Source organism: Flavobacterium notoginsengisoli, assembly GCF_042686225.1.
GTDB lineage: Bacteria > Bacteroidota > Bacteroidia > Flavobacteriales > Flavobacteriaceae > Flavobacterium > Flavobacterium notoginsengisoli.
The window spans coordinates 288707-305222 of the sequence record NZ_JBHUOT010000008.1 but is presented as its reverse complement, the minus strand read 5'-3'; the positions used below and the strand labels follow the sequence as shown (position 1 = coordinate 305222).

General features: G+C 33.0%; 19 protein-coding genes and 1 tRNA gene. 7 read left to right on the top strand and 13 right to left on the bottom strand.

Annotated features, from left to right (window positions below; all coding sequences use genetic code 11):
• Nucleotides 1-7: 7 nt before the first annotated feature.
• From ACFS3A_RS18670 to ACFS3A_RS18655, 4 genes are all read left to right on the top strand, one after another.
• Nucleotides 8-460: a hypothetical protein gene (locus tag ACFS3A_RS18670; RefSeq protein ID WP_379827081.1), complete on the top strand. Its 453-nt coding sequence runs from the start codon at nt 8-10 to the stop codon at nt 458-460.
• 8 nt (nt 461-468) lie between these two features.
• A tRNA-OTHER gene (locus tag ACFS3A_RS18665) sits at nt 469-543 on the top strand.
• Between the two features lie 134 nt (nt 544-677).
• The gene (locus tag ACFS3A_RS18660) at nt 678-1856 is read left to right on the top strand and encodes an MFS transporter (RefSeq protein WP_379827080.1); all 1179 of its coding nucleotides are present in this window, start codon (nt 678-680) and stop codon (nt 1854-1856) included.
• A gap of 101 nt (nt 1857-1957) precedes the next feature.
• A complete protein-coding gene (locus ACFS3A_RS18655) occupies nt 1958-2779 on the top strand; it encodes a phospholipase A (protein WP_379827079.1) in 822 nt (273 codons plus the stop codon).
• Between the two features lies 1 nt (nt 2780).
• Here ACFS3A_RS18655 and ACFS3A_RS18650 read toward each other — a convergent pair whose 3' ends face one another.
• From ACFS3A_RS18650 to ACFS3A_RS18635, 4 genes are all read right to left on the bottom strand, one after another.
• Nucleotides 2781-3557, bottom strand: a complete 777-nt coding sequence (locus tag ACFS3A_RS18650; RefSeq protein ID WP_379827078.1) for a ThuA domain-containing protein — start codon at nt 3555-3557, stop codon at nt 2781-2783.
• 6 nt (nt 3558-3563) lie between these two features.
• The gene (locus ACFS3A_RS18645; protein ID WP_379827077.1) at nt 3564-5333 is read right to left on the bottom strand and encodes a glycoside hydrolase family 9 protein; all 1770 of its coding nucleotides are present in this window, start codon (nt 5331-5333) and stop codon (nt 3564-3566) included.
• Nucleotides 5334-5526: 193 nt separating this feature from the next.
• Nucleotides 5527-5727 carry a hypothetical protein gene (locus ACFS3A_RS18640; RefSeq protein WP_379827076.1) on the bottom strand — a complete coding sequence of 67 codons (201 nt, stop codon included), beginning with the start codon at nt 5725-5727 and terminating at the stop codon, nt 5527-5529.
• A gap of 42 nt (nt 5728-5769) precedes the next feature.
• Nucleotides 5770-6039, bottom strand: a complete 270-nt coding sequence (locus tag ACFS3A_RS18635) for a hypothetical protein (protein WP_379827075.1) — start codon at nt 6037-6039, stop codon at nt 5770-5772.
• 122 nt (nt 6040-6161) lie between these two features.
• On the opposite strand from ACFS3A_RS18635, the gene ACFS3A_RS18630 reads away from it, so the two are divergent.
• Both ACFS3A_RS18630 and ACFS3A_RS18625 read left to right on the top strand, forming a co-directional pair.
• Nucleotides 6162-6491: a helix-turn-helix domain-containing protein gene (locus tag ACFS3A_RS18630; protein WP_379827074.1), complete on the top strand. Its 330-nt coding sequence runs from the start codon at nt 6162-6164 to the stop codon at nt 6489-6491.
• A gap of 173 nt (nt 6492-6664) precedes the next feature.
• Nucleotides 6665-7768, top strand: coding sequence for a fatty acid desaturase family protein (locus ACFS3A_RS18625; protein WP_379827072.1), 1104 nt, complete (start codon nt 6665-6667; stop codon nt 7766-7768).
• A gap of 75 nt (nt 7769-7843) precedes the next feature.
• On the opposite strand, the gene ACFS3A_RS18620 is transcribed toward ACFS3A_RS18625, so the two are convergent.
• Entirely contained in the window at nt 7844-8359 is a 516-nt protein-coding gene (locus tag ACFS3A_RS18620) for a hypothetical protein (protein WP_379827071.1), read from the bottom strand.
• Between the two features lie 206 nt (nt 8360-8565).
• On the opposite strand from ACFS3A_RS18620, the gene ACFS3A_RS18615 reads away from it, so the two are divergent.
• On the top strand, nt 8566-9213 hold the full coding sequence (locus ACFS3A_RS18615; RefSeq protein WP_379827070.1) for a M15 family metallopeptidase: 648 nt from the start codon (nt 8566-8568) through the stop codon (nt 9211-9213).
• Here ACFS3A_RS18615 and ACFS3A_RS18610 read toward each other — a convergent pair whose 3' ends face one another.
• The 8 genes from ACFS3A_RS18610 to tsaD all read right to left on the bottom strand — a co-directional run bounded on the left by ACFS3A_RS18610 (nt 9214) and on the right by tsaD (nt 16410).
• Nucleotides 9214-9780: a hypothetical protein gene (locus tag ACFS3A_RS18610; protein ID WP_379827069.1), complete on the bottom strand. Its 567-nt coding sequence runs from the start codon at nt 9778-9780 to the stop codon at nt 9214-9216. It abuts the gene before it with no gap.
• 3 nt (nt 9781-9783) lie between these two features.
• On the bottom strand, nt 9784-10962 hold the full coding sequence (locus tag ACFS3A_RS18605) for a class I SAM-dependent methyltransferase (RefSeq protein ID WP_379827068.1): 1179 nt from the start codon (nt 10960-10962) through the stop codon (nt 9784-9786).
• A 2-nt stretch (nt 10963-10964) separates the two neighbouring features.
• Nucleotides 10965-12056: an AI-2E family transporter gene (locus ACFS3A_RS18600; RefSeq protein ID WP_379827067.1), complete on the bottom strand. Its 1092-nt coding sequence runs from the start codon at nt 12054-12056 to the stop codon at nt 10965-10967.
• 107 nt (nt 12057-12163) lie between these two features.
• Entirely contained in the window at nt 12164-13123 is a 960-nt protein-coding gene (locus ACFS3A_RS18595; RefSeq protein WP_379827066.1) for a zinc metalloprotease, read from the bottom strand.
• Between the two features lie 286 nt (nt 13124-13409).
• Nucleotides 13410-13907: a TrmH family RNA methyltransferase gene (locus ACFS3A_RS18590; RefSeq protein WP_379827065.1), complete on the bottom strand. Its 498-nt coding sequence runs from the start codon at nt 13905-13907 to the stop codon at nt 13410-13412.
• 10 nt (nt 13908-13917) lie between these two features.
• Nucleotides 13918-14556, bottom strand: coding sequence for a DUF4159 domain-containing protein (locus ACFS3A_RS18585; protein WP_379827064.1), 639 nt, complete (start codon nt 14554-14556; stop codon nt 13918-13920).
• Nucleotides 14557-14679: 123 nt separating this feature from the next.
• Nucleotides 14680-15384, bottom strand: a complete 705-nt coding sequence (locus ACFS3A_RS18580; RefSeq protein WP_379827063.1) for a 16S rRNA (uracil(1498)-N(3))-methyltransferase — start codon at nt 15382-15384, stop codon at nt 14680-14682.
• 3 nt (nt 15385-15387) lie between these two features.
• A complete protein-coding gene (gene tsaD / locus ACFS3A_RS18575; RefSeq protein ID WP_379827062.1) occupies nt 15388-16410 on the bottom strand; it encodes a tRNA (adenosine(37)-N6)-threonylcarbamoyltransferase complex transferase subunit TsaD in 1023 nt (340 codons plus the stop codon).
• Nucleotides 16411-16516: the final 106 nt, after the last annotated feature.

Sequence of the window (16516 nt, the reverse complement as noted above, 5' to 3'; positions counted from 1 at the left end):
TTAAAAGATGATTAAGAAAGAAAAAGTTTTAGTTCGTGATAATAAAGGTATTTTTTTAAAAATGTTCAAGAGAAAATTTAAGAATGAATTTGAATTCTCTGAGGAATCCTTTTTGCTTCAAAATGAAAAAAAGTCCAAAGGATTTGATCATTCTGTATTTGTGGTCTATGAATATTCTGAACTGTTGGACTTTTTTGAATTAGATGGCATCAATACCAATTTTATGGTTTGTCTGTTTAGTAAACATCTTTATAACAGTTTATCCCGAATTGAAGAAATCAAAGATTTAATTTTAATAGATGCTTCAAAAACAAAGACGGAAATTTTTGAAGATTTGAAAATGTGTTTTAAAAATTCTTCAAGTATAATTCCGCAATTCTCCAATAGAGGCTTTTCAAAATCAAAAATGCCTAAGAAACAGTTAGAAGTACTGCAACGAGCTTTATATTTTATGATGTAAAAATATACGAATGCATAGCTCAGCTGGATAGAGTCCCCGATCTTATGTCGGGACGGTCGAAGGTTCGAGTCCTTCTGCGTTCGCTAAAGCCGCTCCCTTGAGCGGTTTTTTTGATTTTAGAAGATTTTGTAAAAGTTTATCAGATTAGAAAAGTATCTTTGCAGCCTGCGATAAATGACTCACTTCTTTCGCATAAAATATTTTCAAAAGCCTGATAATGGTACAGCAAAAAAAATCTATTTATACGCTTCAGTTCATTTTACTATGTCTGAGTTCGCTTTTATTTTCATCCAGTTTTAACATGATAATACCGGAACTTCCAAGCTATTTAACCAGTTTGGGCGGCGCAGAATACAAAGGACTTATTATCTCGCTTTTTACACTTACGGCAGGAATATCACGTCCATTTAGTGGAAAATTAACAGACAAATGGGGACGCGTTCCGGTAATGGCAGTAGGTTCTGTTGTTTGTTTAATCTGCGGATTTTTGTATCCTGTTTTAAGTTCGGTTTCGGGCTTTTTGTTTTTACGGTTGGTACATGGTTTTTCTACAGGATTTAAACCTACGGCGACTTCAGCTTATGTAGCAGATATTATTCCACAGGAACGTTGGGGAGAAGCATTAGGAATGCACGGTTTATGCTTTAGTATCGGAGGAGCTTTAGGACCGGCTTTAGGAGGATGGGTTGTAAATGCTTATGGAATCGATGTAATGTTTTACAGTTCTTCGTTTCTGGCTTTTCTGTCTATCGTTATTGTAGCAAACATGAAAGAGACTTTAGAAACAAAAGAAAAACTGCAGAGATCGATGTTTTTTATTGGTAAAAAAGATATTATTGATCGTGGTGCACTTCCGGCTGGAATTATAACTTTCTTTTCTTATACGGCATTTGGATTGATACTAACCTTAATTCCGGATTGGAGCGAACATCTGGGAGCGCAAAACAAGGGAATATTTTTTACAGCCTTTACCATTGCATCGGTTATGATGAGGTTTGGAGCCGGAAAAGTTTCCGACAGACACGGAAGAACTAATGTTATTCTCGCAGGATTGATTGTAACTTCAATCGCATTATTTGTCATTAGTGAAGGAAGAACTATTAATATGCTCTTAATTGGTGCAGCTCTTTACGGAATGGGGACCGGAGTTTTGTCACCGGCAATAAACGCCTGGACCATCGATTTGAGCAACCCTCAGCATCGTGGAAAAGCAATTGCGACAATGTATATTTCTATGGAAATTGGAATTGGATGCGGGGCTTTACTGGGAGGAAGTTACTACAGTGATGTTATCGATCGAATACCTCAAATATTTAAAATTGATATTCTCTTGTTCGTAGTAGGGATCCTTTATCTTTTATATTGGAAAAAGAAATTTGCCGAAAAAAAAGCATAGAAATTATATAAAAATTGAGTGGTAATTTGAAAATTTCAATTCGCTTTAAATTACGTACATTAGTTTAATAGCAAAAATTAATCCCATATTACACTGGAAAAATGTACGTAAAAAGTCTGTTATTTTGTTTTCTATTCTTTTCAATTCAAGCCAATTCTCAACTTTTAGAACACGATAAAGATTTTCGTGCAGCAGATTCACTTTTAAAAGAACATAGTTTTTCTGTTCACAGAGATAATTATTTTTTGACCGGTATTCCGTTAAACGAACCCATTACCCGTAATTCTGCCGATGTCAAATATCAGATCAGTTTTAAGCAAAGATTAACAGGAAAGCCGTGGATTGGCGGTTTCTTCCCATATTTAATGTACACTCAAAAAGCTTTTTGGGACATTTATGCCAGTTCAAAACCATTCTCTGAAATCAATTTTAATCCCGGAGTAGCAATTGTCCGGCCATTTTATTTAAAAGGTGGCAGGTTAACTTATGGTACAATTTCATTTGAGCACGAATCAAACGGAAGAGATTCTATATATTCAAGAACCTGGAATATGCTGGCCTTTTCTCTCAAATCACAAGTTTCACCAAGATGGACAGTTGGAATACGCGGATGGATTCCTTTTGTTGATAAAGAAGATAACCCCGGACTGACCAAATACGTAGGCTATGGCGAAGCCAGTGCAACCTATCAGATAAAACCTGGAAGATGGAGTGCCGATGTTCTTTTTAGAAAAGGAAGTGGTCTGATTAATTATGGTTCCCTGCAAACACAAATCAATTGGAAACCCTATAAAAATGAGAATTATTACATCACTTTACAATGGTTTGTGGGATATACAGAGAGTTTAATAGATTATCAGGAACATAAAAGCATGCTTCGTTTAGGGTTCACAATTAAACCCGAAAACATGGGTATTTTCTAAATTAATTTTTACCCAAAGTCCAAAAAATAGCATTTTTAAGCAGTGTTGTATAAGCTTTATTTCGAAACAAATCGGGCGAATGTCCCATAAAAATGTAAACATTGCGTGAAGCAAAATGGTCGTTTGTCCAGATTACAGGATGATCGCCCATTTTTATTTTAGAATCCGGTACATAAGTAGATTCATCTACAGAAGCCAATACATGAACATTTTTTCTTGGACTTTTATCATAAGTGTACCATTCTTCTTTTTTGACTAAAAATTCAGTTGAAATTCCTTTTGTTACAGGATGCGATTGGTCTTCAATTTTTACTCTGCCGCTAGCAAATTCAGGAATGTAATTCTCAAAACGTATTCCTCCCATAAAATCAGAAAACCATTGCCACATCGGATAACCGTCAAATTCTCCCAATAGAGTAGCATGATGCAGACCAATCCAGCCACTTTCTCCGCTATTCATGTATTTCTCAAATGCTTTCATTGATTCTTCACTCCAGGTATACGGAGGATAATCAAGTTGTAAAAAGACCTGATATTGGTTTAAAAGAGTTTCATTTATTGTTTTGGTATTTTCAATATAATCAATTGAAAAATCATTTTCATCAGCTAATTTGTTGAGCCATGGTTTTGCTGCTTTGGTAAATTCCAGATGATGCCCGCCATTTTCATACAAAACCAGCATTTTAAATTTTCCTTTTTTAGGTTTCTGTGCAAAACAATTTCCATTAAAGAAAAAGCCCGTTAACAATAAACTGATTATAATTATAGAATTTTTCATTTCTTTTTATTTTTGAACTAATGCTGTAATAGCCTGTAAAAACCATGCAGAATGTGGAATCCACTGTTCAGTCCAGCGCCATTCATTTCCATTGTCTTCCATTTTAAAATCAATTCCGGATCCGTCAGAATTTCCATCTTTCCCTGTAATTCCGTTAGAAATGCCTCCTTTTTCAGAACCATGTCCGTAATTTGAATGCATGTATGGAACATTTTTTTCGCCAAATTCATACATAAAACACATCGAGTACGGATTACAGCCTAATATCCATGATAGTTGCTGTGAAGCATACAAATCCAGTAACTTTTTCTTCGTTTCATTTTTGGAAGGACTAATAATTTTTCCGCCTTCAATGGCAGCGGTAGCCAGCGAAGCTAAACGTGCATTTTCACCTTGCCACCACCAACCGGTTTCATTTTCATGCGGAATGAAAAAACCGTCCTTTATTTGATTATTAAATAAAAAAGTCTGTCTCGCATAACCAAACGGATTACTTGTATTTTGGGTAACAGTTAAATGATAATCTAATGCTTTTTTTATCACATGAAGGGCAGCTGTTTTTTCATTAGTATCATTTTCTTTTTTTAGATAACGGGTTAATGCAACAATAGGTAAACCTGCATCTGCAGCATGCCAGAACGGACGGTTAGTATCATTGCTTCTAAACCAGCCTTGATCTGTCATTCGGTTTTCCAGTTTGTGAGCCCATTTTCGGGCTTCTTCTTTATAGAAATTATCAGATGTGGCAATCCATAATTCAGTTGCAGCCATTAAAGCACAGTAATCATCTATAATGTTTTCTTTCCCGTCATCAGTATATTTGGTATTGTTTATCAACAGATGGTTGTAAGCCCGCTTAGCGCCTTCTAAATATTGTTTTGAAGTGAAATCTCCATTTTTATTCCATTGTGAAATTCTTGCGAGTGCTGCAATTGCCATTCCACCGCCTTCGCGAAAAGCTGACTGGTATTCATCTGTAGTCACACTATTTGCTTTTAGTCCGACAATTCTTCTCGCGGCGGGGTTTTTATCAAAATAGCTAAAAACAATCATATAGAAATAACCTTCATCAGAAAGACATCGCATTAAATAATCGGAACCCCAAATGGCTTCTTCATCTAATGAATCTTTGATTTTCCATTCCCTAAGCTGTTTCGGAATTGCTTCCGATGTAGTAATAAGTGACCAGGTAACCAAAGGCGTTTGTTGGGGGGATACAAAATTAGCGTAAGCCAGATGCGAAAAGTATTTACTCACGTCGCCGGAGGCATCGCACCAGCCACCACGAACATCAACTCTTTTTGTACTCCCATAAAGCAATATTTTTTTATCGGCTTCCAGTTCTTCGGGAGTATTGGCTCTCTGTTTATTGTAATAATGTACTATAGAAGAAATGGTTCGTTTGGCCAGTATATTTTCTTCAATGGAAAAAATTGGGGAATTGAAAGTTTCATTATTAATTTTCACAGAAATGATATAGTTTCCTTTTTTTTGAAAAGAAGAAAAATCGGCTTTATAAAAGAATTTTCCTTGCTGCCAATCATCAATACTTTCTGCTTTTCCAATTACGGCTGTAAAAACTGTTATTCCCGTAGTAGTATCGATAAGAAAGAATGTGGTATTTTGAAGTTGATTTTCAGATCCTATTACAGCTATTTTTTGACTTTTGGGATCAAATCCAATTTGATTGACATAAATGACAGGTTTACTGTAAGCCACAACAGAAAGAAACAGTACTATTATGACAGATTTTAGTTGTTTTCTAAACTTAAGCATAAATTACTTTTTAACAGAAAGATTTTTTTCAGATATTTTTAATGGGCAAATTACAAAAAAGTAAAAATGTAAGTTCTTTTTGTATTTTCCATCCAAAATCTTTCCATTCGGTAATTTTAATTCAAGGCCTGTTTTTGCTGCTAATTTTAGTTAAACATAGAAAACTATGATGTGTATTTGATGTGATTTTAATCTATATAGTAATAATCATTTTAATCTGATCAAAACATTTAGAATGAATTTCAGCACCTTCTTTATATTCTTCAAGAGTCATTCCATATAAATAAGGAATACTTTTTAAATCTGTATTATTTGAGGACTGAATATTATATTGATTTTTAATTGACTTAATCTGATGTTTTTGCTGATTATTATTTTTATTTCGCTCTGTCATATACTTAAGGTTTTATTCCGGAATTTTTAATAACTATTTACTTTAAGAAGTAAGAAGTTTAATTCTTTCAATTGCTTCTTTATTTTCATAAGCTACTTCTACTAACGCTAATAGAATGTCATTTCGTACAATTGTTTTGTTTCTTACGTTTCTAATTAATGCTTTACTTGGAGGATTTAGTCCTTTGCTTACTAAACGGGAAATTGTAAGATCAACATAGGTTACAGGTAAATGCTTGTCAATAAATTCATAAGCCTGCTCGTTGTGAGAATTATCTTCTTTAAAATTGCTGTTTTTGATTAATTTTGACATATATTTGCTAATTATTAATTGGTGTTTTTATAAAAAGGTAAATGTAAGAATAATATTATATTATTTATTCTTTTTAATGTTAAAAAATATATTCTGACTATATTTTTTTTTGATTTTAAATGATGATGTATAACGAGAAACTAAGCAAATTCTTTAAGTCTAAAGGATTAAAGCAAAAAGAGGTGGGGGCAATTTTAGGATTTAGCCCGGCAATGATTGGGAGATATTTACACGGTACAGCAAATATTGGCTCAGAATTTATTCTTAGTTTGAGTAAAAATTTTCCCGACGTAGATTTAAATGATCTATTTGCACCAGAAGAGGGGCAAAACATGGTTAAAGAAGCTGGAGCAGTTTATGAAAAGCAAAATATGCTTAATGATTTAGAAGAGATCGAAGATCGTATTCATAATATTAGGCTGCGATTGGCAGACAAAAAATTTGAGGAATAATCTAAATAGTTTTCCGAAAGTATCTAACCCTTACAAATTTTAACCAAATGATTTCAAACCACTCTTTCAGAGTGGTTTTTTTATGAATTTAGAGTTGTGTTTTAAATGCTTGTATTGTAAATAGTTAAGTTTTTTTATTAAATTTGATAGAACAATTTCTAGCCAATAACCACATGGAAAAATTAAAACGACCGGTTTATGTTAAACCTGGAACCGATGATTTTTTTAAAAAGATGCGTTTAGAAGTGAATGAAACGGTCTTAAATAACTCATCGTTGTATCGATTAAATGTTGTAAAGTCTATAGGACTTTTAGCCGTTTTTTTTCTATTCTACGGCTGTATTTTAATTTTTGGAAACCAGACTTCTTTACTTTTTCTTTTTTACATTCTGTCTGGAATTACCATGATTGTTTTATTTATCAATGCTTTTCATGATGCCGCACATGGAGCTTTGTTTAAAAAGCCAAAGCAGAATGAATGGTTTTTGTATGTTTTAGAATTATTCGGAAGTAATCATTGGCTTTGGATGAGACGACATATTGGTCTTCATCATGCTTTTCCAAATGTTCCTGATTGGGATATCGACATCAAGCAAAGTGATATAATTCGAATATTTCCCAACAGTCCCTTATTTAATTACCACAAATATCAGCATATTTATATGTGGTTTATTTATCCGCTTTACAGTTTAAACTGGATTTATATCAGGGATTTTAAAGACTTTTTTGGTACCAAAAACAACTATGTTAAAAAAGTAGTCGAGACAATTCCAAAGCAGGAAGTCTATCGCCTGTTTGCTGCCAAAATTATTAATTTGATTTATATTCTTTTTATACCAATGATGCTTTTAAACCAGCCTTGGTATATGATTCTTTTAGCCTGGCTTTCAATGCATATGTGTGGAAGTGCTCTTGGCGTTGTTGCTTTAGTTTCAACTCATGTAGACGAAGACGCTAATTTTCCGAATACAGATAAAGAAGGAAATCTTTCTGATACGTGGGCCATGCATCAAATGGTGGTAACTAAAGATTTTAGCACAGAAAGTAAATTGGCCAATTTTCTCTATGGCGGATTTACACATCATGTGGCACATCATTTATTTCCGGGTGTTGGACATACCTATTATCCTTATATTACGCCAATTATAAGACGTTATGCTGAAGAATACAATCTGCCTTATACGTCTTATCCTTTTTATCATGCCGTTCGTTCCCATTTTAGAATGCTGAAGAATAAAGGGACAAAAGAAAATATTTTAAGGACAGGAGAAATTTAAAACATTAAAAAAAGCGATCAAAAATCGCCTTTTTTAACTCATAACTCATAACTCATAACCTTTAACTCTTAATTCTTAATTCTTAACATTTTCCTTCTTAATATTCAAATCTTTTAAGAAATTATCTTTTATTTCAATATCAAAATTATCTTCTTTAAAAACCGTAAGTTTCGATTCAGCGAACTTATAGACGTTTATTTTATTGTTTTTTACATCAATATAGAGATCATAAGAATAAGTGCTGCAATCATGTTGTTTACATCCCCAGGCATGAAGTATATTTTCCTGTTTTTCAAAAGGGGTTTCGGTATTCCAGTATTTTATCATTTGATCATAATCTGTTCCCATTAATTTTTTTAATCTTGGAGCGAGACTGCTTTTAGTCAAAAACTGAGTTCCAATAACACTTTTGTCTACTAAAGTATATAAGGAATCGGTTGGGTTTATAACAGAGCTGTCCGTTTTTAAAGCTTCTGTTTTTATGGAAGTGGAATCTGTTGTGGGAACACTTTTTATTATTTCTTTTTTACACGAAATAAATACTAAACTGCTCAATAAAACTAAAGAAAGGTATTTGGTTTTGCAATTCATAATAACTGATTTTAGAATTAATAATGAAATTTATAAACCCGTAAGGGGCTGATTTTTATAAAGATATTAAAATAAAATTTCTTTTGAAAGGAAATCATAACGATTGTAACGACTAAAAATGGAGTCGTTAAATTGGAAGAACAAATAATAAAAGCAGCAGTTTTGAGTTTTTTTACTTAACTTCAATTTTTAAACAGGAGCAAAAAATGAAGTGTTTTTCAAAATTAATAGTCGGTTTTCTAGTTTGTATTTCGTCTTTACAAGCGCAAAATGAAGCATATATAAGTGAGGGAAATTCACAAATTTCAGATACAACATTTGTAAATTTAAGAGAGTACAGCAATGATTTTATTTACGATATGAAATATGCTACTGAAGATAATTTTCTAAAAGCAAAAGTGTACGATTGCGCGGAATGTATGCTGCGTTTAAAAACCGTAAAAGCGTTAATTGCAGCCAATAATGATTTTTTGAAAAAAGGATTCCGAATTAAATTGTATGATTGTTACAGGCCTTTAGACATTCAGAAAAAAATGTGGGAGATTGTATCGAATCCGGAATATGTAGCAGATCCAAAAAAAGGCTCCATCCATAATAGAGGAGGAGCCGTAGATATTTCGTTGGTTGATATAACCGGAAAAGAAGTAGATATGGGCACTTCTTTTGATTTTTTCGGAATTCAGGCCAGTCATAATTTCAAACAGCTTTCAAAAGAAATCCTTTCAAAAAGAGCTTATTTAAAAAATACAATGATTAAAAATGGCTTTAATTCATTTGATTCTGAATGGTGGCATTATAATTTAAAGGCTGGCTTAAAAGACAAAGTAGCCAATCAGAAATGGAAATGCGAATAATTATTCAACGCATCTTATATTTTCCATAAAATAGGTATTCGGATTCGTAACTTTTCCAGTCAGCTCTGATTTTAGTTCCCTTTTTACGATGTAGTCTTCTATATTTGTAAGGTATTTAATTCGCATCAGAGAAATCGGAGATTTTTTAAGTTCTTCGTAATTGTCTTTCATAAACATAAAAATTCCCGTATTGATGCGGTTGTCATAACCTTTGTCGTCGCGTACAAGTGTACCACAGTTTTCCTGGTCAATATGCATTAGCGTAACAATTTTACCATTTTCTAACTGCAAAAAGATTTTAGAACCTTTGTCAAAACAGTTTGCCTTAATAAAATCTTTACTTTTTTGAATGGACTGCAAGTTAAGTGTTGGTAAACCATCTGTCTGAGCCAAAGAGAAAAAAATGTAATTGAAGTTTCCTCCAAAATATTTCTCACTCATTAAGTATTCGTTTGTTACTTTATAAGACCCGATTGAGTCGTTTACATTTACACTGTATTCACATGGTTTTTGTGCAAATGCGGTAATCGTTAATAAAAAAAGAGTTAGTGTAAATAGTTGTTTCATTGTTTAGATTATTTTGCTGCAAATTAAAACTATTTTGTTATCTTTTACATCAGTTGTAAAAAAACAATACAAATTCCCTCCATTTTTTATTTTCCACTTTTTTCTAATGTTTTCTACAGTCTCCGGAAAATTACGGGTCGTAATATTAGCCTGTTGATTTACAAGCTCATTTTTCATTTCATTTTTGTTGTATGAAATGACTTTCTGAACCTCAAATCTTCTTCCGGGAAAATCAATTAAGTTTTCTGAAGTATATAAATGCGAATGTTTGTGTAGTTTATGAATCTGAAAACCAGCGCTAATCTCATCAAAACCGCCCGATTTCATAATTGCCGAATTGGGCTCGTACAAATACTTTTGAGGCAAATCATAAAAAGGAAAAGATTCTTCGCCCAGAACAAACTCAAAAGTTTCAATTTTTTCTTTTAAAATGTTTGCAGTCTTTAGTTTTATTTCGCCTGAATAATTTTTATGGATCTCAAAAAGCAATTCTTTTACTTCATTTTCAAGAGCAATAACATGTATGTTTTTTACATTTTTAAGTTCCGATAATCCGGCAGAAATATCCAATAGAGGAGCCGTTTTAATTAAAACAGAATCTGCTTTTTCGAAATAAAAATCTAATAATTCCGGAACATTTGGCAGGCAGTCTTTTAGCATAAAGACTTTGCCTTTTGCATCATTTCTTCGTGATGGATCGATATAAATCCAATCGTATTTTTGGTTTGATTCTTCTAAAAAATAAATAGAATCTCCCGTATAAAAAGTACAATTTTTAACCTCTAGCTTTTCGAAATTATGTTTTACAATTGCAGATAAGTTTTCATTGATTTCGCAATGCGTTATCGATTCGAATTGCTTAGAAAAATAATAATCATCAACACCAAAACCACCGGTAAGATCGATTAAAGTTTCACCGGAAATCAGTGAAGCTTTATACAAAGCAGTTTTTTCTGAAGAAGTTTGTTCTACAGAAATTTTACCTGGAAAAATAATGTCCTTTGTCGAAAACCAGGTTGGAAGTTTATCTTTTGCCTTTGTTCGTGCTTCAATTTGATTTAAAACAGAAATCCAGTCCATTTCAGGAAAGGGATTTTTCTGAAGTGCTAATTTTGTTAAATCTGCACCAGTATTTTGAGTTATAAATTCCTGAATATCCGGATGCAAAATGGAAGTGTTCAAAACTAAATTCTTTCGGTTAATACGGAGACAATTCTATTGTTAGGGAAAAATTCTTTTAAAATTACTTTAATCATTGTAAAAGCGGGTACGGCAATGATCATTCCGACAATTCCGAACGTGATTCCGCTAATTAATATAATCAGGAATATTTCTAACGGGTGCGAATTTACACTTTTTGACGAAATTATTGGCTGACTGATATTATTATCAATGGCCTGAACGATTAAAAATCCAACAACAACATAGATTGTTGTTGGCAGAATCTCGGACTGGAAATCTTGACCAATCATACTAATCATAGTTAAAACTGCTGCTAAACTAGTTCCGATAATTGGTCCTAAATATGGGATTATATTTAAGATGGCACATAAAAAAGCAATTACAAAGGCATTTTTATTTCCAAAGATTAACAATACAATCAGATAAAGAATAAATACGACGATCAATTGTAATAATAACCCAATAAAATAACGGGTTAATAAGTGGTTTATCTTAGTAATTGAATTCAAAATTTTATCTTCATTAGAGTCAGGAAGTATTCTTCTGGCCTGATCTTTAAAAATAGTCTGATCTTTAATGAAAAAGAAAGTAATAAAGAATACCGAAACCAATCCCATTCCCATATCGGCCATAAAATTGATGATCGAATTGATAAATCCTGTAAAATAACTAAAATCTAATACTGAAGTAAGTTTAGAATCTTTTATGACTTTATTTAAATCGATATGCTGAATATTAAAGTATTCTTCGAGATGTTTTTCGGTCTCCATAAATTTGGTCTGAAGATGCGCCGTATCCAAAAGAGCCAAATTATTAGCTTGTGAAATAATTAAAGGAACAAATAAAAGTATAAAACCAACAATAAGAAAAATAAAAAGGATTATTGTTGTAGTGGCGGCCATTGTATTGCTGAATTTTAGTTTGTTTTTTAAAAATAAAATCAACGGATTTGAAATTAGACACAAAAGTAAAGAGATGCATAGATAGACAATAACGGTTTGAATGCTATATAAAAAATATAAAACGATACCAATAATTAAGATCGTTGCTAATGCTCTTAAAATTCCGTTCGAAATAGTTTTTGACGTGATCATGTTTGAAATTTAGACTATAAATATAGGAAAAAGCATTTTAAAATTTAACTCTAAACAAAAAAAGCGAGATCGATCTGATCTCGCTTTATATTGAATTTGTCTAACAATTATTGTGCAAATGAAGCTCTGGCACCTCCAGCAGTAAATATGGCTGAAATTCTGTTTTTCTGACCTGTTGAGAACATGTACATGGCAGCATCATCAACATAATCCATATAGTTCATTGTCATTTCTACAGGTGTTCCGGAACAAGTGCTGTAATGTGGATATGCAGGAACTCCGTAGTTTTCTTCGTTATGCGTTGGAGTATCCGCTACAAGGTCGCTTCCGCAAGTTGCATCTCCCCAGATATGACGTAAGTTCATCCAGTGTCCTACCTCGTGAGTAGCTGTTCTTCCCAGATTAAATGGGGCATTTGCTGTACCTGATAATCCAAAATAACGTGGATCGATTACAACTCCGTCAGTAGAAGAAGAACCTCCCGGAAATTGTGCATAACCTAAAATTCCGCCTCCAATAGTACAAGTCCAAATATTTAGTTTTGTAGTAGGAGAGGTAGGAGCAAGACCGCCCTGAGCTGTTTTTTTCATGGCATCATTTGTTCCCCAAGAGGTTTTAGTAGTCGACTTTCTGATGATCTGATCTAAAACAAATGTAATGCCTACATTCGCTTTAACTCCTGAGAATAATGCCGGTACATTATTGTAATCAGAGTTTAAAGCATTAAAATCCTTATTTAATACATCGATTTGTGATTGAATCTGTGCATCTGAAATATTCTGTGCAGCTGTTCTGTATAACACATTAACTACAACAGGAATTTCTATTTTGCCATTTACTAGACGACCTGTAAAATTGGAACCAGCATGTTTTGCTGTAAAAGTTTCAATTTCATTCATTCTAATGGCTAATGAAGGGTTTTCTTTTAATTGCGCTTCCAAAACTTCTTGCGTTGCGCATCCTCTTCTTGAAGCAGCAACTGCATTTGTGTTATTAGATTCAGATTGTTCGTTCTGACAAGCAAACAGCATTAAAGCTGCAAATGTGGTAATAATAACTTTTTTCATAATAATTTGGGTTTTTGTTATAAAAATGTTGATTAGTTAAACATTAACGCAATTTTATAACAAAATTAAATTACAGAAAAATTTTATAACAGATATTTTGTGCGAATTTTTCCAACACCCTACAAATGCTGGTTCTTACAAAAACAGAATTAAAAATATTAATAAGATTTTACTTTGTTTTTGTTTTTTTAATGTAGTTCGTCGTGATAATTTATCCGTTTAACGATAAATCACGCCATCAAATTCTTGAAAATCAAATTGCTGCTTAAAAGGGAAATAGATTTTTTTATTTAGAAGTAAGCTCATAAAGTGCAATGCTTGCTGCCTGCACAACATTCATACTGCTGTTTTTGCCAAACATATTGATATGAACAATTTGATGCGAAAGTTTTAAAAGCTCATCTGAGATTCCATTAATTTCGCTTCCAATTAAAAGGGCAATTTTTTTGTTTTCAGGAATAATGACTTCTTTTAAAGGTTTACTGTCTGAAGCGATTTCAAGAGAGATAATTTCAAAATCATTATCCAATAGAAAAGATTGAAGCTCTGTAAAATCTTCAATAACAATATGTGCCACATGAAGATGCGTACTTCGTGAAGTTTTGTTTATTTTTCGAGGTGTTAGCGGAATATCTTTTCCAAAAAAGATGATGTTTTCTACTCCAAAAGCTTCAGAAATTCTGAATAAAGAACCAATATTTTGTTGAAAGTAAATGTGATCACAAACTAAAGTAATCGGAAAAGTTTTTCTTTCAAATTGATTTTCTTCGTGAGTAAGCTGCACTGTTTAAAATTTAATTGGTAAAAATATAATTGATAATGTTGGCACCCATTTTTAACGCTTTGTCCCTAACATTTGCAGGATCGTTATGTACTTCGGCATCTTCCCATCCGTCACCCAAATCGCATTCGTAAGTATAAAGCAAAACGAGTTTGTTGTCTATGAAAATTCCAAATGCTTGTGGACGAGTTCCATCGTGTTCGTGAATTTTGGGTAATCCGTTTGGGAAAGGAAATGGTTTCTGAAAAATAGGGTGATTAGCCGGAATTTCGACTAAACTATTATTTGGGAATATTTTTTTTATTTCTTTTCGAATAAACTGATCCATTCCGTAGTTATCATCAATATGGAGAAAACCACCCGCAGTCAGATAATTTCTAAGATTAGTTACATCAGAATCGCTGAAAACAACATTTCCGTGTCCCGTCATGTGTACGAAAGGATAGGAAAATAAATCCGGATTACCAGGTTCAACGGTCGAAGGTTTATTTTTGATACGGGTATTAATATTGGCATTGCAAAAACTAATCAGATTCGGTAAAGAAGTAGGATTGGCATACCAGTCGCCACCTCCACTGTATTTTAGCAAAGCGATTTCTTGTGAAAAAGAAGAGATTGAAAAAAGTAATAATAAGTAAAATATTTTTTTCATGAATTTTGATCTTTTTTTGTCATTTTGACGAAGGAGACTCAAGCGATAGCGAACTGGCGAAGCAAATCTCGACAAGTAGCTCGACAAAGATTTGTAACTTTTATTGACAAAGTTGCCGTTAATTTACTCATTAAAAAAAACAACACTATGACAAGCCACAACTGCAGCAGTTTCTGTTCTTAAACGTGTATTTCCTAAAGCCACCGGTTTGTAATTGTTTTCTAATGCCAAGGCAATTTCTTTTTCGGAGAAATCCCCTTCAGGGCCAATTAAAATGGTAACATCTTCATTTGGTTTTAAAACTTCTTTCAGTGATTTTTTATCCGTTTCTTCACAGTGTGCAATCAATTGTAAACCTTCATTTTTTTGTTTAATGAATTCTTTAAACGAAATAGCTTCATTTAATTTCGGAAGAAAAGTTTCATTGCATTGTTTCATTGCCGAAAGAATAATTTTCTCAAAACGATCTCTATTGATTACTTTTCGCTCAGAGCGATCACAAAAAATTGGAGTTATTTCCTGAATACCAATTTCGGTTGCTTTTTCCAGAAACCATTCAAAACGATCATTCATTTTCGTAGGCGCAACAGCCAGATGAAGATGAAATTTAGGTTTTTCAGCATTGGTTATAGAAAGTACTTCAACGGTACATTTATTATCTGAAGCCAAAGTGATCCGGGTTTCAAACAATAATCCGAAACCATTGGTAACATGTAAAATGTCTGAATCTTTTTTGCGAAGAACTTTTATTATATGACGGCTTTCTTCTTTATCAAAAGAAAAACTTTCGGTGTTTTCGTCTATATTCGGATTGAAAAATAACTGCATGTTTTAAAATTGAATTCTTGCTTTAGAAACGACAGCAGAAGTTTCAAAACGATTTGATAAATATTTCTGATAGCCGACAATTCCAATCATTGCGGCATTATCTGTGGTATATTCGAATTTTGGAATAAAAGTTTTCCAACCGTATTTACTTTCTGTTTCTTTTAGCGTATTTCTGATTCCTGAATTTGCAGAAACACCTCCGCCAATTGCAATTTGCGTAATTCCGGTTTCTTTTACCGCCAGTTTTATTTTGTCCATTAAAATTTCGATAATAGTATGCTGAATCGAAGCACAGATATCGTTCAGATTTTCCTCAATGAAATTTGGATTTGCCTGTTTATTTTTTTGAATGAAATAAAGAATAGCCGTTTTAAGTCCGGAGAAACTAAAATCCAATCCTGGCACTTTTGGTTTTGTAAATGCAAATGCTTTTGGATTTCCTTCTTTCGCATATTTATCAATCAAAGGTCCTCCCGGATAAGGAAGTCCAAGGATTTTAGCACTTTTATCAAAAGCTTCACCTACAGCATCATCTGTAGTTTCACCAATGATTTCCATGTCGAAAAAGCTGTTCACTTTAACCACCTGTGTATGTCCGCCACTAATAGTTAAAGCTAAAAAAGGAAACTCAGGTTTATCATAGCCTTCTTCGTCAATAAAATGGGCTAAAATATGAGCATGCATGTGATTTACAGCTATTAACGGAATGTTTAAGGCTAAAGATAAAGATTTGCTGAAAGAGGTTCCAACCAATAATGACCCCATTAAGCCCGGACCTTGTGTAAAGGCGATTGCGCTTAACTGTTCTTTTTGTACATTTGCTTTACGAAGTGCAGCATCTATCACGGGTACAATATTCTGCTGATGCGCTCGCGAAGCCAATTCAGGAACAACACCTCCGTATTGATTATGAATTAATTGATTGGCTACAACATTTGACAATACTTTGTCGTTATGTAAAACCGCGGCAGCAGTATCATCGCATGAACTTTCGATGGCTAGAATAAAAACCTCTGGATTTTGCATATAAAGGCACAAATTTTGAATTATATTTGACAAACCAAAGGGATTTAAATTTCTTTGATTTAAGCAGTGCCCCAAAATTAAAGAATTTTTATCAAAAACAGCCGCT